This is a genomic window from Pseudomonas oryzihabitans, assembly GCF_032027545.1.
GTDB classification, from domain to species: domain Bacteria; phylum Pseudomonadota; class Gammaproteobacteria; order Pseudomonadales; family Pseudomonadaceae; genus Chryseomonas; species Chryseomonas oryzihabitans_F.
The window spans coordinates 127948-143536 of record NZ_JAVSJB010000008.1 but is presented as its reverse complement, the minus strand read 5'-3'; the positions used below and the strand labels follow the sequence as shown (position 1 = coordinate 143536).

The 15589-nt window shown below is 63.1% G+C and carries 12 protein-coding genes and 1 pseudogene; 6 read left to right on the top strand and 7 right to left on the bottom strand.

What is annotated here, in order from left to right:
* Positions 1–34: 34 nt before the first annotated feature.
* Positions 35–286, bottom strand: a complete 252-nt coding sequence (locus RND78_RS15595; RefSeq protein ID WP_312730040.1) for a DUF1127 domain-containing protein — start codon at positions 284–286, stop codon at positions 35–37.
* 100 nt (positions 287–386) lie between these two features.
* Here RND78_RS15595 and RND78_RS15590 point away from each other — a divergent pair, with 100 nt between their 5' ends.
* Entirely contained in the window at positions 387–1238 is an 852-nt protein-coding gene (locus RND78_RS15590) for a LysR substrate-binding domain-containing protein (RefSeq protein ID WP_312730038.1), read from the top strand.
* Here the strand turns inward: RND78_RS15590 and RND78_RS15585 are convergent, their stop codons facing one another.
* From RND78_RS15585 to earP, 3 genes and pseudogenes are all read right to left on the bottom strand, one after another.
* Positions 1239–1979, bottom strand: a complete 741-nt coding sequence (locus tag RND78_RS15585; RefSeq protein ID WP_312730221.1) for a sulfite exporter TauE/SafE family protein — start codon at positions 1977–1979, stop codon at positions 1239–1241.
* 259 nt (positions 1980–2238) lie between these two features.
* Positions 2239–2805, bottom strand: coding sequence for an elongation factor P (efp, locus tag RND78_RS15580; RefSeq protein WP_007158497.1), 567 nt, complete (start codon positions 2803–2805; stop codon positions 2239–2241).
* 48 nt (positions 2806–2853) lie between these two features.
* Positions 2854–3981, bottom strand: a pseudogene (earP, locus tag RND78_RS15575) (elongation factor P maturation arginine rhamnosyltransferase EarP); the annotation flags it as partial.
* Between the two features lie 138 nt (positions 3982–4119).
* Here earP and RND78_RS15570 point away from each other — a divergent pair.
* Complete coding sequence (locus tag RND78_RS15570) at positions 4120–4812, top strand: endonuclease I family protein (protein WP_312730036.1); 693 nt, start codon at positions 4120–4122, stop codon at positions 4810–4812.
* A gap of 5 nt (positions 4813–4817) precedes the next feature.
* Here RND78_RS15570 and RND78_RS15565 read toward each other — a convergent pair whose 3' ends face one another.
* The 3 genes from RND78_RS15565 to RND78_RS15555 all read right to left on the bottom strand — a co-directional run bounded on the left by RND78_RS15565 (position 4818) and on the right by RND78_RS15555 (position 7520).
* On the bottom strand, positions 4818–5429 hold the full coding sequence (locus tag RND78_RS15565; RefSeq protein ID WP_193755065.1) for a tRNA-(ms[2]io[6]A)-hydroxylase: 612 nt from the start codon (positions 5427–5429) through the stop codon (positions 4818–4820).
* A gap of 73 nt (positions 5430–5502) precedes the next feature.
* Positions 5503–5979, bottom strand: coding sequence for a DUF1289 domain-containing protein (locus RND78_RS15560; protein ID WP_312730034.1), 477 nt, complete (start codon positions 5977–5979; stop codon positions 5503–5505).
* 95 nt (positions 5980–6074) lie between these two features.
* Complete coding sequence (locus RND78_RS15555; protein WP_312730032.1) at positions 6075–7520, bottom strand: NCS1 family nucleobase:cation symporter-1; 1446 nt, start codon at positions 7518–7520, stop codon at positions 6075–6077.
* Positions 7521–7818: 298 nt separating this feature from the next.
* Here RND78_RS15555 and RND78_RS15550 point away from each other — a divergent pair, with 298 nt between their 5' ends.
* From RND78_RS15550 to RND78_RS15535, 4 genes are all read left to right on the top strand, one after another.
* Positions 7819–8523 carry a GntR family transcriptional regulator gene (locus tag RND78_RS15550; RefSeq protein ID WP_312730030.1) on the top strand — a complete coding sequence of 235 codons (705 nt, stop codon included), beginning with the start codon at positions 7819–7821 and terminating at the stop codon, positions 8521–8523.
* A gap of 8 nt (positions 8524–8531) precedes the next feature.
* Positions 8532–9263 (top strand): aspartate/glutamate racemase family protein, encoded by a 732-nt coding sequence (locus RND78_RS15545; RefSeq protein ID WP_312730028.1) that lies wholly within the window; start codon positions 8532–8534, stop codon positions 9261–9263.
* 612 nt (positions 9264–9875) lie between these two features.
* A complete protein-coding gene (acnB, locus tag RND78_RS15540; RefSeq protein ID WP_312730025.1) occupies positions 9876–12476 on the top strand; it encodes a bifunctional aconitate hydratase 2/2-methylisocitrate dehydratase in 2601 nt (866 codons plus the stop codon).
* Between the two features lie 360 nt (positions 12477–12836).
* Positions 12837–15563, top strand: a complete 2727-nt coding sequence (locus tag RND78_RS15535) for an AAA domain-containing protein (RefSeq protein WP_312730023.1) — start codon at positions 12837–12839, stop codon at positions 15561–15563.
* Positions 15564–15589 lie beyond the last annotated feature (26 nt).

Here is a 15589-nt window from a genome sequence, read left to right as displayed (position 1 = left end):
CGCACTCCCGATAGAAAGAAGGTGAGCCCTCACCCTAGCAGGATCGGCGGCCACCCTCATCCAGCGGCTGCTGCCAGAACGGCTTGTCGGCCTCTTGCCAGGCATCGGCACGACTCAAGCCAAGGTCGCTCAGGGCGGTGTCATCCAAACGGTACAGAGCACGGCGCTGACGAGAGACTTCCAGCACTTGCTGTAGCCAGGCAAACGCCTGATGCAAACGACCGAGGGCACCCGACGACGCTGCCAGGCAAACGGAGGAAACGCGACGAGATGCGAGCTGAGCCATGACACTCTCCTTCATTGAGGGCTATGGCTCCAGTCTCCGATTCCGCTTAACATCAATCCAACGAATCTTTCTTATGCGATGCATTCACCTGGATGATGAAATGAATTATCCCAGCATAGACTCGGATCTGCTGCGCACCTTCGTCGCCATCGCGGAACATGGCGGCTTCACCCGGGCAGCGGAAATCGTCAACCGCACCCAGTCGGCGGTCAGCATGCAGATGCGCAAGCTGGAGGAGGACGTGCTGCAACGTCGGCTGTTCGAGCGCGACGGGCGCCAGGTACGGCTGACCGCGGAAGGCCAGATCCTGCTGGGCTATGCGCGGCGCATCCTCAAGCTGCACGGTGAGGTGATGACCACCCTGCGCGAGCCGCACATGGTGGGGACAGTTCGCATAGGCACGCCCGACGACTACGTCATGAGGTTCATTCCGGGCATCCTGGCGGGCTTTGCCAAGGCCTATCCGCTGGTGCAGGTGGACGTGCATTGCGAGCCCAGTGTCGGCCTGTTGCAACGCCAGGATCTGGACCTGACCATCGTCACCCGCGAGCCAGGCAACGAGATCGGCCTGCCGCTGCGACGGGAACGCTTCGTCTGGGCGGAGGCGCCCGGCTTCGACGTGCACCAGCGCGATCCGCTGCCGCTGGCGATGTTCAATACCTCCTGCTTCCTCAGCGACTGGGCGCGCCGCGCGCTGGACAATCGCGGGCGCGGCTATCGCCTGGCCTACAGCAGCCCGAGCCTTGCCGCCCTGCTCGGCATCGTCAAGGCCGGCCTGGCGGTCACTGCCCAGCTGGAAAGCCTGCTGCCGAACGAATTGCGGCGGCTGGGGGAAGCGGACGGCATGCCCGACCTGCCTTCCTGCTCCATTGAACTGCTACGCAGTCCGCGTAGCGCCTCGCCGATCATCGATACCCTCGCCGAGCACATCGCCGAGGGCTTTCGCCAATAATCAGCGCAGTGCCAGCAGTACCGCGCAAAGCAGCAGAAAACCGCAGAACAGCAGACGCAACAGGCGTTCGGGCAGTTGGTGGGCCAGGCGCACGCCCCAGCTCACGCTGAGCAAGCCGCCAATGGCCAGGGGGATGCCGACCTGCCAATCCACTTCGCCATGCCAGGCATAGCTGGCCAGGGTGACGCCGGTGGTGGGCAGGGCCATGGCCAGGGACATGCCCTGGGCGGCGACCTGGGTCAGCCCCATCACCCCCGCCAGGATCGGCGTGGCGATCACCGCGCCGCCCACGCCGAACAGCCCGCCAACCAAACCGGCCACCAGCCCCAGTATTCCCAGCCCGGTACGGCTGGGCGTGGTGAGCGGCGGCTGGCCGCGACGATAGAGTTGCCAGAGGTTGTAGAGCACCAGCAGCAGCAGGAAGCCGATGAAGCCATGGCGCATCGAGTGCGCATCCAGGGATACCGCCAGAGCGGTCCCTGCCAGCGCCGAGAGCATGCCGGCGGCGGCCAGCAGGCTGGCACGTTGCCAATCGATGCGATTGCGCTGGTTGTACTTGTAGACCGACAGCAGCACGTTGGGCACCACCATCACCAGGGCGGTGCCCTGGGCCAGTTGCTGGTCGAGGCCGAACAGCAGCGCCAGCACTGGAATGGCGATCAAGCCGCCACCTATGCCGAACAGGCCACCCACGACACCCAGCACCGCCCCGAGGACGACATCCATCAACAGCGTAAACAGCGATTCCACGGCGGCACTATCCAGAAGCGAAGGGAATGCGAAACAGCAGTCGGGGCCGGCGGGCACCCAGACAGCAAAAAGCCCGGCGAGCCGGGCTTTTCATCGAGACGCCTGGATTAGAGCCTGTTCAAAGTCTCGCGAGCTAGAGCCAAACAAGGCGAAAATGGTTGAGGAAGCGGAGTTTACGAGTAGTAAATGAGCATTCCGAAACCATTTTCAACGCCGTTTGGCCGACGCGCAGCAGACTTTGGATAGGTTCTTAGACCTTGGCGCGCGACTTGTACTCATTGGTGCGGGTGTCGATCTCGATGTGGTCACCGATATCGCAGAACTCGGACACCTTCAGCTCGTAGCCGTTGTTCAGGCGAGCGGTCTTCATGACCTTGCCCGAGGTATCGCCGCGGACGGCCGGCTCGGTGTAGGCGATCTGGCGCACGATGGTGGTCGGCAGCTCGATAGAGATGACGCGATCGTTGTAGAACACCGCTTCGCAGACGTCAGTCATGCCGTCTTCGATGAAGGCGATGGCTTCGCCCAGGTCGTCTTTCTCGACTTCGTACTGGTTATAGTCGGCGTCGACGAAGACATACAGCGGATCGGCGAAGTAGGAATAGGTGACTTCCTTGCGATCCAGGATGACCGGCTCGAGCTTGTCATCGGCGCGGAAGACGGTTTCGGTCGCGCTGCCGGAGAGCAGGCTCTTCAGCTTCATCTTGACCACTGCAGCGTTACGGCCGGACTTGTTGTATTCAGCTTTCTGGATGACCCAGGGAGCGTTGTCGATCATGGCCACTTGGCCGGCACGGAACTCTTGTGCGGTTTTCATGCGGTAATCCGTATGGATGGAAGAACGGGATTTCGAGGCGCCATATGATAGCCAATCTGTATGGAAATGCACCAGGCTGGCGGCAAGATCGCTATGGGAGGCCATCCGTTCGCTCCAATCCCAGGCCAGACGGCGCCAATCCGCGACCTGAACGTCGAGCGCGGCCCAGGCCGCCGCCAGGTCGCCGCGACCGTTCCAGGCCAGCCAGAAGCCGATGACAGCCTGGGCCAGCGAGGGTGCAGCCGTCTCGATGTAGCGCGCGAGAAAGGCTTCGAGTTTGACGAAATGGGCGTCTTCTTCCTGCGGATAGATGTGCCAGACGAACGGGTGGGCGGCCCATTGCGCGCGGACGAAGGAGTCTTCGCCACGAATGGCGTTGAAGTCACAACACCAGAGCAGCCGATCGTAATCCTGCTGGGAGACGAAGGGCAGTACCTGGACCCGCAGGGCACCGCGGCGATGGCTGTCGCCGGCCTTGAGCCAGTCGACCCCGAGCCAGGCGGCGACGTTCGCCAGTACCCGCCCCTCGGGCACCAGCAGGCAGGTAGGCTGGTCGCTTGCGCTGAGGGCATCCAGCCAGTCGATCAACGCCGGGTTCTCGTAGGCGAACAGCGAGAACAGGCGCTCGCCGGGCTGGCGCTGAACGCCCAGCCCAGCGAGAAAATCGGTACGCGTCTGGGCAGTCGCCAGGAATTCGTCCCGCTGGGCGAGCAGAGCTTGCTCCCGCAGCAGACCTCCCACCTTGGGCGTGAAGCCAGGAAAGAAGAAATACTTGTTCAACCCGGTGGGCTGTAGCGAAGGCAAGGCATGGCAGCCTTCGATCCACTCCTCTGCACTCAGGTATTCCAGATTGAGCCAGAGCGGACGCACGGCGCGTCGCGCCATGGCCGCGACGAAGTCTTCCGGCACCTGGCAGGCGAAGGCTTCCACCACCACGTCGCCCGGCTCAGTCTCCATCCTGCCAGAGCGCCAGAGCCGTACCTCGACGCCACGATGCCATTGCTGCTCGGCGGTGCCATCCACTCCCGGCTGGATACGTGCCAACGGATAGAGATCGTCGATCCACAGGCGCACCTGCTGCCCATGCTCGGCGACCAACTGATGGGCCAGCCGCCAGGTGATACCCGCGTCGCCATAGTTGTCCACTACCGTGCAGAAGATGTCCCAGGCTGCCATGCCTTACCTCTAAGTCATTGATATCGAATCTGTTCCGCGCCAGCGGCGGCTCCGGGTCGCGACGGATTCCGGTGAACCCAGTCACACCGCGCCCCCGTGCGGGCCGGTAGTATCCGCGCTTTTTCGGACGGATTCTCCATGTCGTTGCGCCCCGCCCTGCTGCTCAGCCTGACCCTGGCGTCCCTCAGCGTCCTGGCCACGCCCCAACCGCCCCGCACCTTCAGCGAAGCCAAGCAGGTCGCGGCCAAGGTCTATGCCCAGCAGGGGGTGGACTTCTACTGCGGTTGCCACTACAGCGGCAAGACCGTGGATCTCAGGAGCTGCGGCTACGTCCCGCGCAAGAGCGCCCAGCGCGCCAGTCGCATCGAATGGGAACACATCGTGCCCGCCTGGGTGATCGGCCACCAGCGCCAGTGCTGGCAGAAAGGCGGCCGCAAGAATTGCACCGCCCACGACCCGGTGTACCAGAAGGCCGAAGCCGATCTCTTCAACCTGGTGCCAGTGGTCGGCGAGGTGAATGGCGATCGCAGCAACTTCGCCTTCGGCTGGCTGCCGCAGAAGCCGACCCAGTACGGCGCCTGCCAGATGGTGGTGGACTTCAAGGCCAAGACCGCCATGCCACGCCCGGAAATCCGCGGCATGGTCGCCCGGACCTACTTCTATATGAGCGACCGCTACGGCCTGCGCCTTTCGAAGCAGGATCGCCAGCTCTACACCGCCTGGACCAAGCAATATCCGCCGGAAGCCTGGGAGCGCCAGCGCAACCAGCGACTGGCCTGCATCATGGGTCGCGGCAACCCCTACGTCGGCGAGACCAAGGCCTGCAAGTAAGGGGGTCAGGCCGCGGATGGGATACCGCTGTGAAATCTCATCTCGCGGTCGCCCGAGGTGATCAGCTCCACCTCCAGGGCGCGCACCTCGGCGATCTTGGCGTCGACGTCGTCGCGCTCCCCATAGAGGTAGGCCAGCTTGAGATAGTCCTGGAAGTGACGCGCCTCGGAGGCCAGCAGGCCGCTGTAGAACTTGCCCAGCTCCTCGTCCAGATGGGGTGCCACGGCCCCGAAGCGCTCGCAGGAACGGCATTCGATGAAGGCGCCGATCACCAGACTGTCGGTCAGCTTCAGCGGCTCGTGGTTGCGGCAGAGCTTGCGCAGGGCGCCGGCATAGCGCGCCGAGCTGACATTGCGATGCTCGATGCCGCGGCGCTTCATGATCTGCAGCACCTGCTCGAAATGCCGCAACTCCTCGCGGGCGATGCGTGACATCTTCCAGGACAACTCGGCGCGGTTGGAATAGGTGAACAGATAATGGAAGGCGGCGCCGGCGGCCTTCTTCTCGTTGTTGGCGTGGTCCTGCAGCAGCGTCGGCAGGTCCTGTAGCGCGGCCTCCACCCAGGCATCCGGCGTGCGGCAGCCGAGGAAGTCGTTCATCTCGGGCAAGGACATCAGCGTAATCCCGTGCAAAAGCCGCGCATTATAGAGAAAGGCGCACGCCTGGGCAGCGCCCCCTGGCTGCTGACGTTCAGACGCGGCTGTCGACCCCTGCGAGCAAGAAGCGCGGGGCGATGTAGCGGTCGTAATGGGCCTCGGACAGCAGGAAGAATTCCCGGTCGATGGCATCGCGCAACTCGGCCAGGGGGCGTTCGCGAAACTCCGGCAGCAGGCGCAGGCCGTAGGCGTCCAGTTGCTGGATATGGCGTGCACCGCGGGCCAGTAACTGATAGGCCCAGCAATATTCCGACTGATCCGGCCGGAAGCGGATGCTGCGTTGCTGCAGTTGCTGGCGCAGCAACTCGGCATCGAAGACGTCCACCTTGGCCGACACCACCTGCACCAGCAAGAGCTCCAGGCGCGCCCAGACGGCCAGGCGCTCCTCTTCGCTATAGAGATTCCAGTTCACCACCTCGTGGTGGAATCTCTTGCAGCCACGGCAGACGTGATCGCCGAACATCGTCGAGCACAGGCCGACGCAGGGCGTCTTGATGACAGGAGCGGACATGGGTGAAGCGCCTTGGAGCAAAACGCCTAGTCTAGCCGAAACGCCAGCGGCCGGAGCAGGTAGCCCGCTCCGGCCGCTGGCGATCGGCGGATCCATCACACGGCAGTGGCGCCACCGGCCGGCAGCGGACTGGCGCTGCGGCGGCTCAAGGCATAGAAGAACAGCCCGCCCAGGAAGCAACCGGTGAACCAGGCGAAGTTGGCGATCGGCTTGAACCAGGGCACGAAGGTGAAGCACAGGCCGATCAGGGCCGCGGCGACCAGTGCCTGAACTGCCACCCAGTTGACGCCGCCGCTGTACCAGTAGGCACCGCTGGGGGTGTCGTCGAACAGGGCATCGACGTCGATCTGGCCCTTGCGCAGCAGGTAGTAGTCCACCAGCAGGATACCGAACAGCGGGCCGATGCAGGCCGCCAGTACGTCCAGGGTGTAGTGGATCACCTCGGGATTGTTGAACAGGTTCCAGGGTGTGATGAAGATGGAGGCGACCGCGGCGATCATGCCGCCGGCGCGCCAGCTGATCTTGCTCGGCGCCACATTGGCGAAGTCGAAGGCCGGCGAGACGAAGTTGGCGACGATGTTGATGCCGATGGTGGCGGTGACGAAGGTGAAGGCGCCGAGCAGCACCGCGGTGGTGTTGTCGATGCGCGCGACGGTGGCGATGGGGTCGTGGATCATCTCGCCGAACACCGGCAGGGTGCCGGAAACGATCACCACGGTGACCAGGGAGAAGGCCAGGAAGTTGATCGGCAGCCCCCAGAAGTTGCCACGCCGGACGTCCTGCATGGAACGGCAGTAGCGGCTGAAGTCACCGAAGTTGAGCGTGGGTCCGGAGAAATAGGACACCACCAAGGCGATGGCCATGATCACCTGGCCGAAAGCGGCCCAGCCGCTCAGCTGCTTTTCCGCCAGGGTGAAGCTGATGTTGCTCCAACCGGCGCGCCAGACGATCCAGGCGGCGAGCACGAACATCACCGCGTAGACGGCAGGGCCAGCCCAGTCGATGAAGCGGCGGATGGATTCCATGCCGGCCCAGAATACGCAGCCCTGCAGCACCCAGAGGGTTAGGAAGCCCATCCAGCCGAGATAGGAGAGTCCGAGGAAGTTGGTGTCGCCATAGACGGCCAGGGCCGGGAAGAACCTGAGCACCACGATGACCAGGGCGCTGGACGCGAGGTAGGTCTGGATACCGTACCAGGCCACGGCGATCAGGCCGCGGATCACCGCCGGGATATTCGCACCGAAGACGCCGAAGGCCAGCCGGCAGATCACCGGATAGGGCACCGCCGCCTGCTGACTGGGTCGGGCGACCAGATTGGCGATCACCTGGATGATGCAGATACCCACCAGCAGGGCGATCAGCACCTGCCAGCTGGCCAGGCCCAGGGCGAACAGGCTGGCGGCGAAGACGTAGCCGCCGACGCTGTGCACATCGCTCATCCAGAAGGCGAAGATGTTGTACCAGCTCCATTTCTGCGCTACCGGGCCGAGGTCTTCGTTGTATAGACGTGGGCTGTAGCCCGGGGGAATCTGCTGGGTCATGGATCGCCGCCTCCGTGATGGGCAGGCACCTGCATACGGCGCCTGTTTGATTTTGTATACAATCCACAAGGCAGAGACCGTGCCAGCTGGCGTCAAAACGGGCTAACTGGCTGGTCGGACACAGAAAACTTGTCAGGAAGTGCGCCAAGACACTGCTGAATAGCGCGCTAGCATCGCACTCAACTGGGGCATTCAGTACCAGCGGAGCGCTACCTTGGCGCACAACCGCTCGCGCTTTTGCTCATCGTCGCGGATCCAAATCCTGTATACAATTCAGGCAAATCGCTGGAGCACGCCCATGAGTGCAGTACCCTCGCCACTCGCCGTTGCCGCCTCTCCGCGGGACGAGCGGATCTATCAGGACATCCTCGAGGCCATCGTCGAACATCGCCTGGCGCCGGGTACCCGGCTGCCGGAAGACACCCTGGCGGAAACCTTCGGCATCAGCCGCACCGGCATCCGCAAGGTACTCCAGCGCCTGGCCCTGGAACGCCTGGTCACCCTGCGCGCCAACCGCGGCGCCCAGGTCGCCCAGCCCAGCGCCAAGGAAGCCCAGGACATCCTCGCCGCGCGCCAGCTGATCGAGCCGGCGCTGATGCCCCTGGTCGCCGCCCGCGTCGACGCGGCTCAGTTGACGCCCCTGCGGCAGCTCTGCGTCGAGGAGCACGAGGCACAACATGGCGGGCGCCACAGCCTGGCGATCCAGCTGTCCGCCCGTTTCCATGTCGAACTGGCGGCACTGGCCGATAACCAAGTGCTCACAGAGCAGGTCGCCCAGTTGGCCAGCCGCTCGTCGCTGCTCATCGCCATCTATGGCTCACGCCACAGCCTGGGCTGCGACTGCGGCCAGCACGGCGATCTGCTGGATCTGCTCGCACGAGGCGACGGCGTCGCCGCCGGCGACTGGATGGCGCAGCACCTCCGCCTGATCCGCGAATCCCTTCATATCGACCGGCCCGCCGCGGCCGAGCCGGACTTCCGCAGCATCTTCAAACGCAGTTGAGGCACGCCATGCAGATCCAGGTCATCAACCCCAACACCAGTGCCGCCATGACCGCCAAGATCGGTCGTGCCGCCCAGGCGGTGGCCCGTCCGGGCACGTCCATCCTGGCGAGCAACCCGGACGCCGGCCCCGTCTCCATCGAGAGTCATTACGACGAGGCGGTGGCCGCGGTCGGGGTAATCGAGGAAATGCGCAAGGGCGTCGAGGCAGGTTGCGCGGCCCATGTCATCGCCTGCTTCGGCGATCCAGGCCTGCTCGCTGCCCGGGAAATGGCCAAGGGGCCGGTGCTGGGCATCGCCGAGGCCGGCTTCCACCTGGCCAGCCTGCTGGCCACCCGCTTCGCCGTGGTGACCACCCTCACCCGCACCCGCATCATCGCCGAGCACCTGCTGCAGCGTTACGGCTTCGCCGAGCTGTGCACCTCGGTACGCTGCATCGACCTGCCGGTGCTGGCCCTGGAAGCCGCCGACGACAGCCTGATCGAGCTGATCGCCGCCGAAGGCCGGCGGGCGCGTGATGAAGAAGGCGCTGGCGCCATCGTGCTTGGCTGCGGCGGCATGGCCGATCTGCGCGAGGCCCTGAGCGAGGCCATCGGCGTTCCGGTGGTCGAAGGCGTCAGCGCCGCGGTCAAGCTGGCCGAGTCCCTGGTCGACCTGGGCCTGGGCACCAGCAAGCATGGCGACCTGGCGTACCCCATCGGCAAGCCCTTCACCGGCCGCTTCGCCCACCTCGGCCGCTAAGAACCTGTTCACGATCTGCTGCGCGTCGGCCAAACGGCGTTGAAAAGCCCTTCGGAATGCTCATTTACCACTCGTAAACCCGAGCGCGGGTACGATCCGCTTCCTCAGCCCTTTGATTCGCTGGCGCTCACCCTACGGGCCAGCCGTTGGCTGTTACTCCCGTTGGTCGTTGCGCCTTGTTTGGCTCTAGCTCGCGAGATCGTGACCAGTTTCTAAGCACGTCGAGCGCGTCGGGCTGCAGACGCTGCAGGACAGCCCGAGGTGCAGCGAAGCGCCAAGACCGCACCTCGGGGATGCGACAACGCCACGCTTAACTTCGCCAGAAGGTTGGCGTAGAATTAGGCAGCCTTATAGGCGCAATGTCCGATACGAAGCTGTTTTCAAAGCGTCACGAGCACAGTATCCGGTGTCCGGCCAGCGGCGGCCTCATCAACCGCCCAGCTGTCCGGTCAGCTTCCCAGCAGCCGGCGTAAAACTTTGAAAACAGCTTCTAGCGGAGTCCGTCCGGAACGTTACCGGCCCTGCCTGCAGCCTGGCTGTCGCGGCCGTCCAGACTGATTTCGGGGCGTCAGCCCCCGGACACCATATTGGACCACTGATGAGGGTCAACCTGTGCTTGAAGCCTATCGTAAACACGTAGAAGAGCGTGCCGCCCAGGGCATCGTGCCCCAGCCGCTGAACGCCGAGCAAACGGCCGGTCTGGTCGAACTGCTGAAGAATCCCCCCGCCGGCGAAGAAGAATTCCTCGTCGATCTCATCACCAATCGCGTGCCGCCGGGCGTCGACGAAGCCGCCTACGTCAAGGCCGGTTTCCTCTCCGCCGTCGCCAAGGGCGAAGCCCAGTCCCCGCTGATCTCCAAGCAGCGCGCCACCGAGCTGCTGGGCACCATGCAGGGCGGTTACAACATCGCCACCCTGGTGGAACTGCTGGACGACGCCGAGCTGGGCGCCGTGGCCGCCGAGCAACTCAAGCATACCCTGCTGATGTTCGATGCCTTCCACGACGTGGCCGAGAAGGCCAAGGCCGGTAACGCCCACGCCAAGGCCGTGCTGCAATCCTGGGCCGAGGGCGAGTGGTACAGGAAGCGTCCGGAAATCGCCGAGAAGTACACCCTGACCGTGTTCAAGGTGCCTGGCGAGACCAACACCGACGACCTCTCCCCTGCCCCTGACGCCTGGTCGCGTCCGGACATCCCGCTGCACGCCCTGGCCATGCTGAAAATGGCCCGCGACGGCATCGTCCCCGAGCAGCAAGGCAGCATCGGCCCGCTGAAGCAGATCGAGGAAGTCCGTGCCAAGGGCTTCCCGGTCGCCTACGTCGGTGACGTGGTCGGTACCGGTTCTTCTCGGAAATCCGCCACCAACTCGGTGCTGTGGTTCTTCGGCGACGACATCCCCTACGTGCCGAACAAGCGCGCCGGTGGTTTCTGCTTCGGCTCCAAGATCGCCCCGATTTTCTACAACACCATGGAAGACGCCGGCGCCCTGCCGATCGAATTCGACGTGTCCGCCCTGGAAATGGGTGACGTCATCGACGTCTATCCGAAGGCCGGCAAGGTCACCCGCCACGGCAGCGACGAGGTGCTCGCCACCTTCGAACTCAAAACCCCCGTGCTGCTGGACGAAGTCCGCGCCGGCGGCCGTATCCCGCTGATCGTCGGCCGTGGCCTGACCGAGAAGGCGCGTGCCGAACTGGGCATGGGCCCGTCCGACCTGTTCAACAAGCCGGACCAGCCGGCCGAGAGCAGCAAGGGCTACACCCTGGCGCAGAAGATGGTCGGCAAGGCCTGTGGCGTCGAGGGCGTGCGTCCCGGCACCTACTGCGAGCCAAAGATGACCACCGTCGGTTCCCAGGACACCACGGGTCCGATGACCCGCGACGAGCTGAAGGACCTGGCTTGCCTGGGCTTCTCCGCCGACCTGGTGATGCAGTCCTTCTGCCACACCGCGGCCTATCCCAAGCCCATCGACGTCAAGACCCACCACACCCTGCCGGATTTCATCCGTACTCGTGGCGGCGTCTCCCTGCGTCCTGGCGACGGTATCATCCACAGCTGGCTGAACCGCATGCTGCTGCCCGACACCGTCGGCACCGGTGGCGACTCCCACACCCGCTTCCCCATCGGTATCTCCTTCCCGGCCGGTTCCGGCCTGGTGGCCTTCGCCGCTGCCACTGGCGTCATGCCGCTGGACATGCCGGAGTCGGTGCTGGTGCGCTTCAAGGGCAAGATGCAGCCCGGGATCACCCTGCGTGACCTGGTGCACGCCATCCCCTACTACGCCATCCAGAAGGGCCTGCTGACCGTCGAGAAGAAGGGCAAGAAGAACATCTTCTCCGGCCGCATCCTCGAGATCGAAGGCCTGGAAGACTTGACCGTGGAGCAGGCGTTCGAGCTGTCCGATGCCTCCGCCGAGCGTTCCGCCGCCGGTTGCACCATCAAGCTGTCACCCGAGTCCATCACCGAGTACCTGCAGTCCAACATCACCCTGCTGCGCTGGATGATCGAGGAAGGCTACGGTGATCCTCGTACCCTGGAGCGCCGTGCGCGCGCCATGGAAGCCTGGATCGCCGATCCGCAACTGCTGGCCGCCGATGCCGACGCCGAATACAGCGAAGTCATCGAGATCGACCTGGCCGAAGTCACCGAGCCGGTGCTGTGCGCCCCGAACGATCCGGACGACGCGCGCCTGCTGTCCCAGGTGGCCGGCGACAAGATCGACGAGGTGTTCATCGGTTCCTGCATGACCAACATCGGTCACTTCCGCGCGGCCGGCAAGCTGCTGGACAAGGTTAAGGGCTCGATTCCGACCCGCCTGTGGCTGTCGCCGCCGACCAAGATGGACCAGCACCAGCTGACCGAGGAAGGCTACTACGGCATCTACGGCAAGGCCGGCGCGCGCATGGAAATGCCGGGCTGCTCGCTGTGCATGGGCAACCAGGCACGGGTAGCCGCCAACGCCACCGTGGTCTCCACCTCCACCCGCAACTTCCCCAACCGCCTGGGCGACGGTGCCAACGTCTACCTGGCGTCGGCGGAACTGGCGGCGGTGGCCTCGATCCTGGGCAAGCTGCCCACCGTCGAGGAGTACATGGAATACGCGAAGAGCATCGACAGCATGGCCGCGGACGTCTACCGCTACCTGAGCTTCGACCAGATCGCCGAATTCCGTGAAAGCGCCGAGAAAGCCCGCATCGCCGCCGTCGAAGTCTGACGCTAGCGTTCAGTACTGAAAAACCGCCCTTCGGGGCGGTTTTTTATTTCAGGGCAGGTTAACGCCAGAGCCGTACATCGCCACGCCACGCTCAGCACTGTAAGAAGAGTCCAAACAAAAACGGAAGCAGCCGCCCAATAAGATAGAAGGACGTCTAGCGCCGTTACGAACGCCCGGCAGAGGTTCAAGAGCTAATCGCAGATTTTTCATGCGTGCGGGTCTTGCGCAAGCATCAGACTCGCCTACGTCTATCGGCGATGGAAAAGACACTGGCACTATAGCGCTCTGGTTTGAACAATGCCGGTCACCACTGCTCAGGTGAAGACGCGGCGAAAATTATGCGTACAGGGAAAGAGATGCATGGTGTCGATCTGGGTGGATGGCGAAGACAGGACCTCACAGATCAGCGATTGGGCGATCTACTGGGACGACAAGTATGCCGCCCTGCAGCTGAGGTGCTATTTCCCCTCCAAGAAAAGCTATACGCGTCCGCTTAGCGTTTGCAGTATTACCCCTACCCGCGATCTGGGCGAGATGCTTCTGAGCAAGCCTGGCAGCAAGATCGTCACTCCCATTGTCAAGGCGACCATCTACGGCGAGCGTTATGCCGTCGTGCATTATCAAGACGCCGACAAACCCTACGTCTTCAAAATGGATGGCATCAGCTTTGTTATGCCGACGACGATGAAAGAAACGCCGGTCTTTCGCTATTTCACTGCGGTGGCTAATGCTCGGCAAGAAAGTGCGGCGTCGAAGAACGACCGCGACATCGCCGCCAATGTCGTGCGCCAGCTAGGACGACTGCCCGCCAGCGCCAACACCGCGTTACAGGCCTACTGTACGGGGCGCAATAGCGTACTGCCGTCGAGCCAGGGACTGATCTATCCGTTCGGATTGAACGAGAGCCAGCTTGCAGCGGTGGAACAGGCATTTCGCGCGCAGGTCAGCATGATCGAGGGTCCGCCAGGAACGGGTAAGACCCAGACTATCCTCAACATAATTGCCAATATCCTGCTGCGTGGGCAAACGGTGGCGGTGCTGTCCAACAACAATGCAGCGGTGGAGAACGTCTACGAGAAGCTGGATAAGTGCGGCCTAGGCTATCTGTTCGCCAAACTCGGCAAGCAGGAGAACCGCGAGGATTTTTTCGCTGCCCTGCCAGCCTGGCCTTCCAGCGACCCAGAACCGACGCCAACGCTGGAAGAGATCCAAGCGTTACTCGCTCGCCTGAAGCAGCATTTGCACGACTACAACCGGGCGGCGCAATTACAGATCGAACTTGATGAGTTGATCATCGAGCAGCGCTATCTGCAGCAGTGGCAGGCAGACAATGGCGTTCAGTCTCCCGTCTCGCTGACACGGTACGGATTGAGCCCACGGAAGACGACCGACCTGATGGCCTACCTGAACCACCTCGGCGAGCAGCGCATCCGCCTAAAAGACCGGGTCGAGCTGCTGTTTAACTTCCGGATTGTCCGCACCAAACCGCTTGCCGAGGGCGACGCACGGCTGGCCCTGTTTCATGGCTTGCAGATGCACTATTACGAGAAAGCGGTGCAGGCTAAAAGTGCGGAGTTACAGGCATGTCGCGAATCGCTGGCGCGGGGCAATTTCAGCGCCATGCTGGATGAATTGAAAACCTCGTCGATGCGCCATCTGAAGCAGCAGCTGCACAGCCTGCCTCAGCCATCGAACAACTTCGACGCCAAGACGTACCGACAACAGTTCGATTCCTTCTTGAAGCGCTTCCCTATCCTGGGCAGCGGCACGCATTCCATCGTCAATTCGATAGCGCCCGGAACGATCCTCGACTACGTGATCATTGACGAGGCCTCACTGCAGGACATCGTGCCAGGCATCTTGCCACTGGGCTGCGCGAAGAACTTAATCGTTGTCGGCGACAACCGCCAGTTGGCGCACATTCCGGTAAAACTGGGCCTACCCGCGCCTGACGAGGCCTACGACTGCGAGCGATATAGCCTGCTCGATTCGTGCATCAAGGTGTTCAGGGAGACGCTGCCTAGGACCCTACTAAAAGAGCACTACCGCTGCCACCCTAGGATCATCCAGTTCTGCAATCAGCAGTTCTACGACAACGCGCTGGTGCCGATGACCGCCGACAAGGGCGAGGCGCCGTTACGTCTAGTGATCACCGCCCAGGGCAACCATGCCCGACAGAACACGAACCTTCGAGAATTGGACTCCTTGCTCAAGGTGCTCGATGAAGACGGCGAGCCACTCGGTATGGACGGCGACGGCCGTGGCTTCATCGCGCCGTTCCGGGCTCAGGTCAAGCTATCCGGGACGTGCCTGCCAGCGGATTTCGTCAAGGACACCGTGCACAAGTTCCAGGGCCGGGAATGCGACGAGATCGTCTTCTCTACGGTGCTGGACAAGAAGCGCTATAACCAAGAACACAAACGGCTCACGTTCGTCGACGACCCGCGCATGATCAACGTTGCGGTGTCGCGGGCCAAGCACCGCTTCACCCTGGTCACGGGCGACGCGGTGTTCGCGGGCAACAATAGCCACATCGCTGCCCTGATCCGCTACGTCATCTATTACGCGCAAGATACACAGATCGTTCGAGCGCCGGTGGTGTCGGCCTTTGACCTGCTATACCGCGAGTACGACCAATCCCTGGCTCAGTTGAACGCCCGCTTGCGACCCGCGGATTCGCGCTACAAGTCCGAGCAGATCGCGGCGCAGTTGTTGCGCGAGGCGCTAACCAACCCAGCGTGCCATGCACTGACAGTCCACGACCAGGTCAAGCTGGACCAGGTCGCCGCGCCCAGCAATCCGGACATAACGGACAGCGAGAGAGCCTTCATGAGGCGCTCCAGTTGTGATTTCGTCATCTATTTCCGAGTAGGAAAGATCCCGGTAGGCGTGATCGAAGTGGACGGCGGCTATCATGACCGCCCCGATCAGGCGGCACGTGATGCACTGAAGGACGGCATCCTGGCGAAAAGCGGCGTCCCTGTATTGCGCCTACGTACCGTCGAAAGCCGCATCGAAGAGCGCATCGCCGAGTTTATCGCCCAATGGGCGAGCCCGGTTCCGGCTGAAGTGACGTCAAATGCCTGACCTTAAGCACCGGTTAACCCAAGCAC

Bases quoted from the DNA above. Each gene is read 5' to 3' on its own strand.
- RND78_RS15570 (WP_312730036.1), top strand. From the start codon at position 4,120: ATGTCGTTGCGCCCCGCCCTGCTGCTCAGCCTGACCCTGGCGTCCCTC.
- RND78_RS15590 (WP_312730038.1), top strand. From the start codon at position 387: ATGAATTATCCCAGCATAGACTCGGATCTGCTGCGCACCTTCGTCGCC.
- RND78_RS15545 (WP_312730028.1), top strand. From the start codon at position 8,532: ATGCAGATCCAGGTCATCAACCCCAACACCAGTGCCGCCATGACCGCC.
- RND78_RS15560 (WP_312730034.1), bottom strand. From the start codon at position 5,979: ATGTCCGCTCCTGTCATCAAGACGCCCTGCGTCGGCCTGTGCTCGACG.
- RND78_RS15535 (WP_312730023.1), top strand. From the start codon at position 12,837: ATGGTGTCGATCTGGGTGGATGGCGAAGACAGGACCTCACAGATCAGC.
- RND78_RS15595 (WP_312730040.1), bottom strand. From the start codon at position 286: ATGGCTCAGCTCGCATCTCGTCGCGTTTCCTCCGTTTGCCTGGCAGCG.
- efp (WP_007158497.1), bottom strand. From the start codon at position 2,805: ATGAAAACCGCACAAGAGTTCCGTGCCGGCCAAGTGGCCATGATCGAC.
- RND78_RS15555 (WP_312730032.1), bottom strand. From the start codon at position 7,520: ATGACCCAGCAGATTCCCCCGGGCTACAGCCCACGTCTATACAACGAA.
- RND78_RS15550 (WP_312730030.1), top strand. From the start codon at position 7,819: ATGAGTGCAGTACCCTCGCCACTCGCCGTTGCCGCCTCTCCGCGGGAC.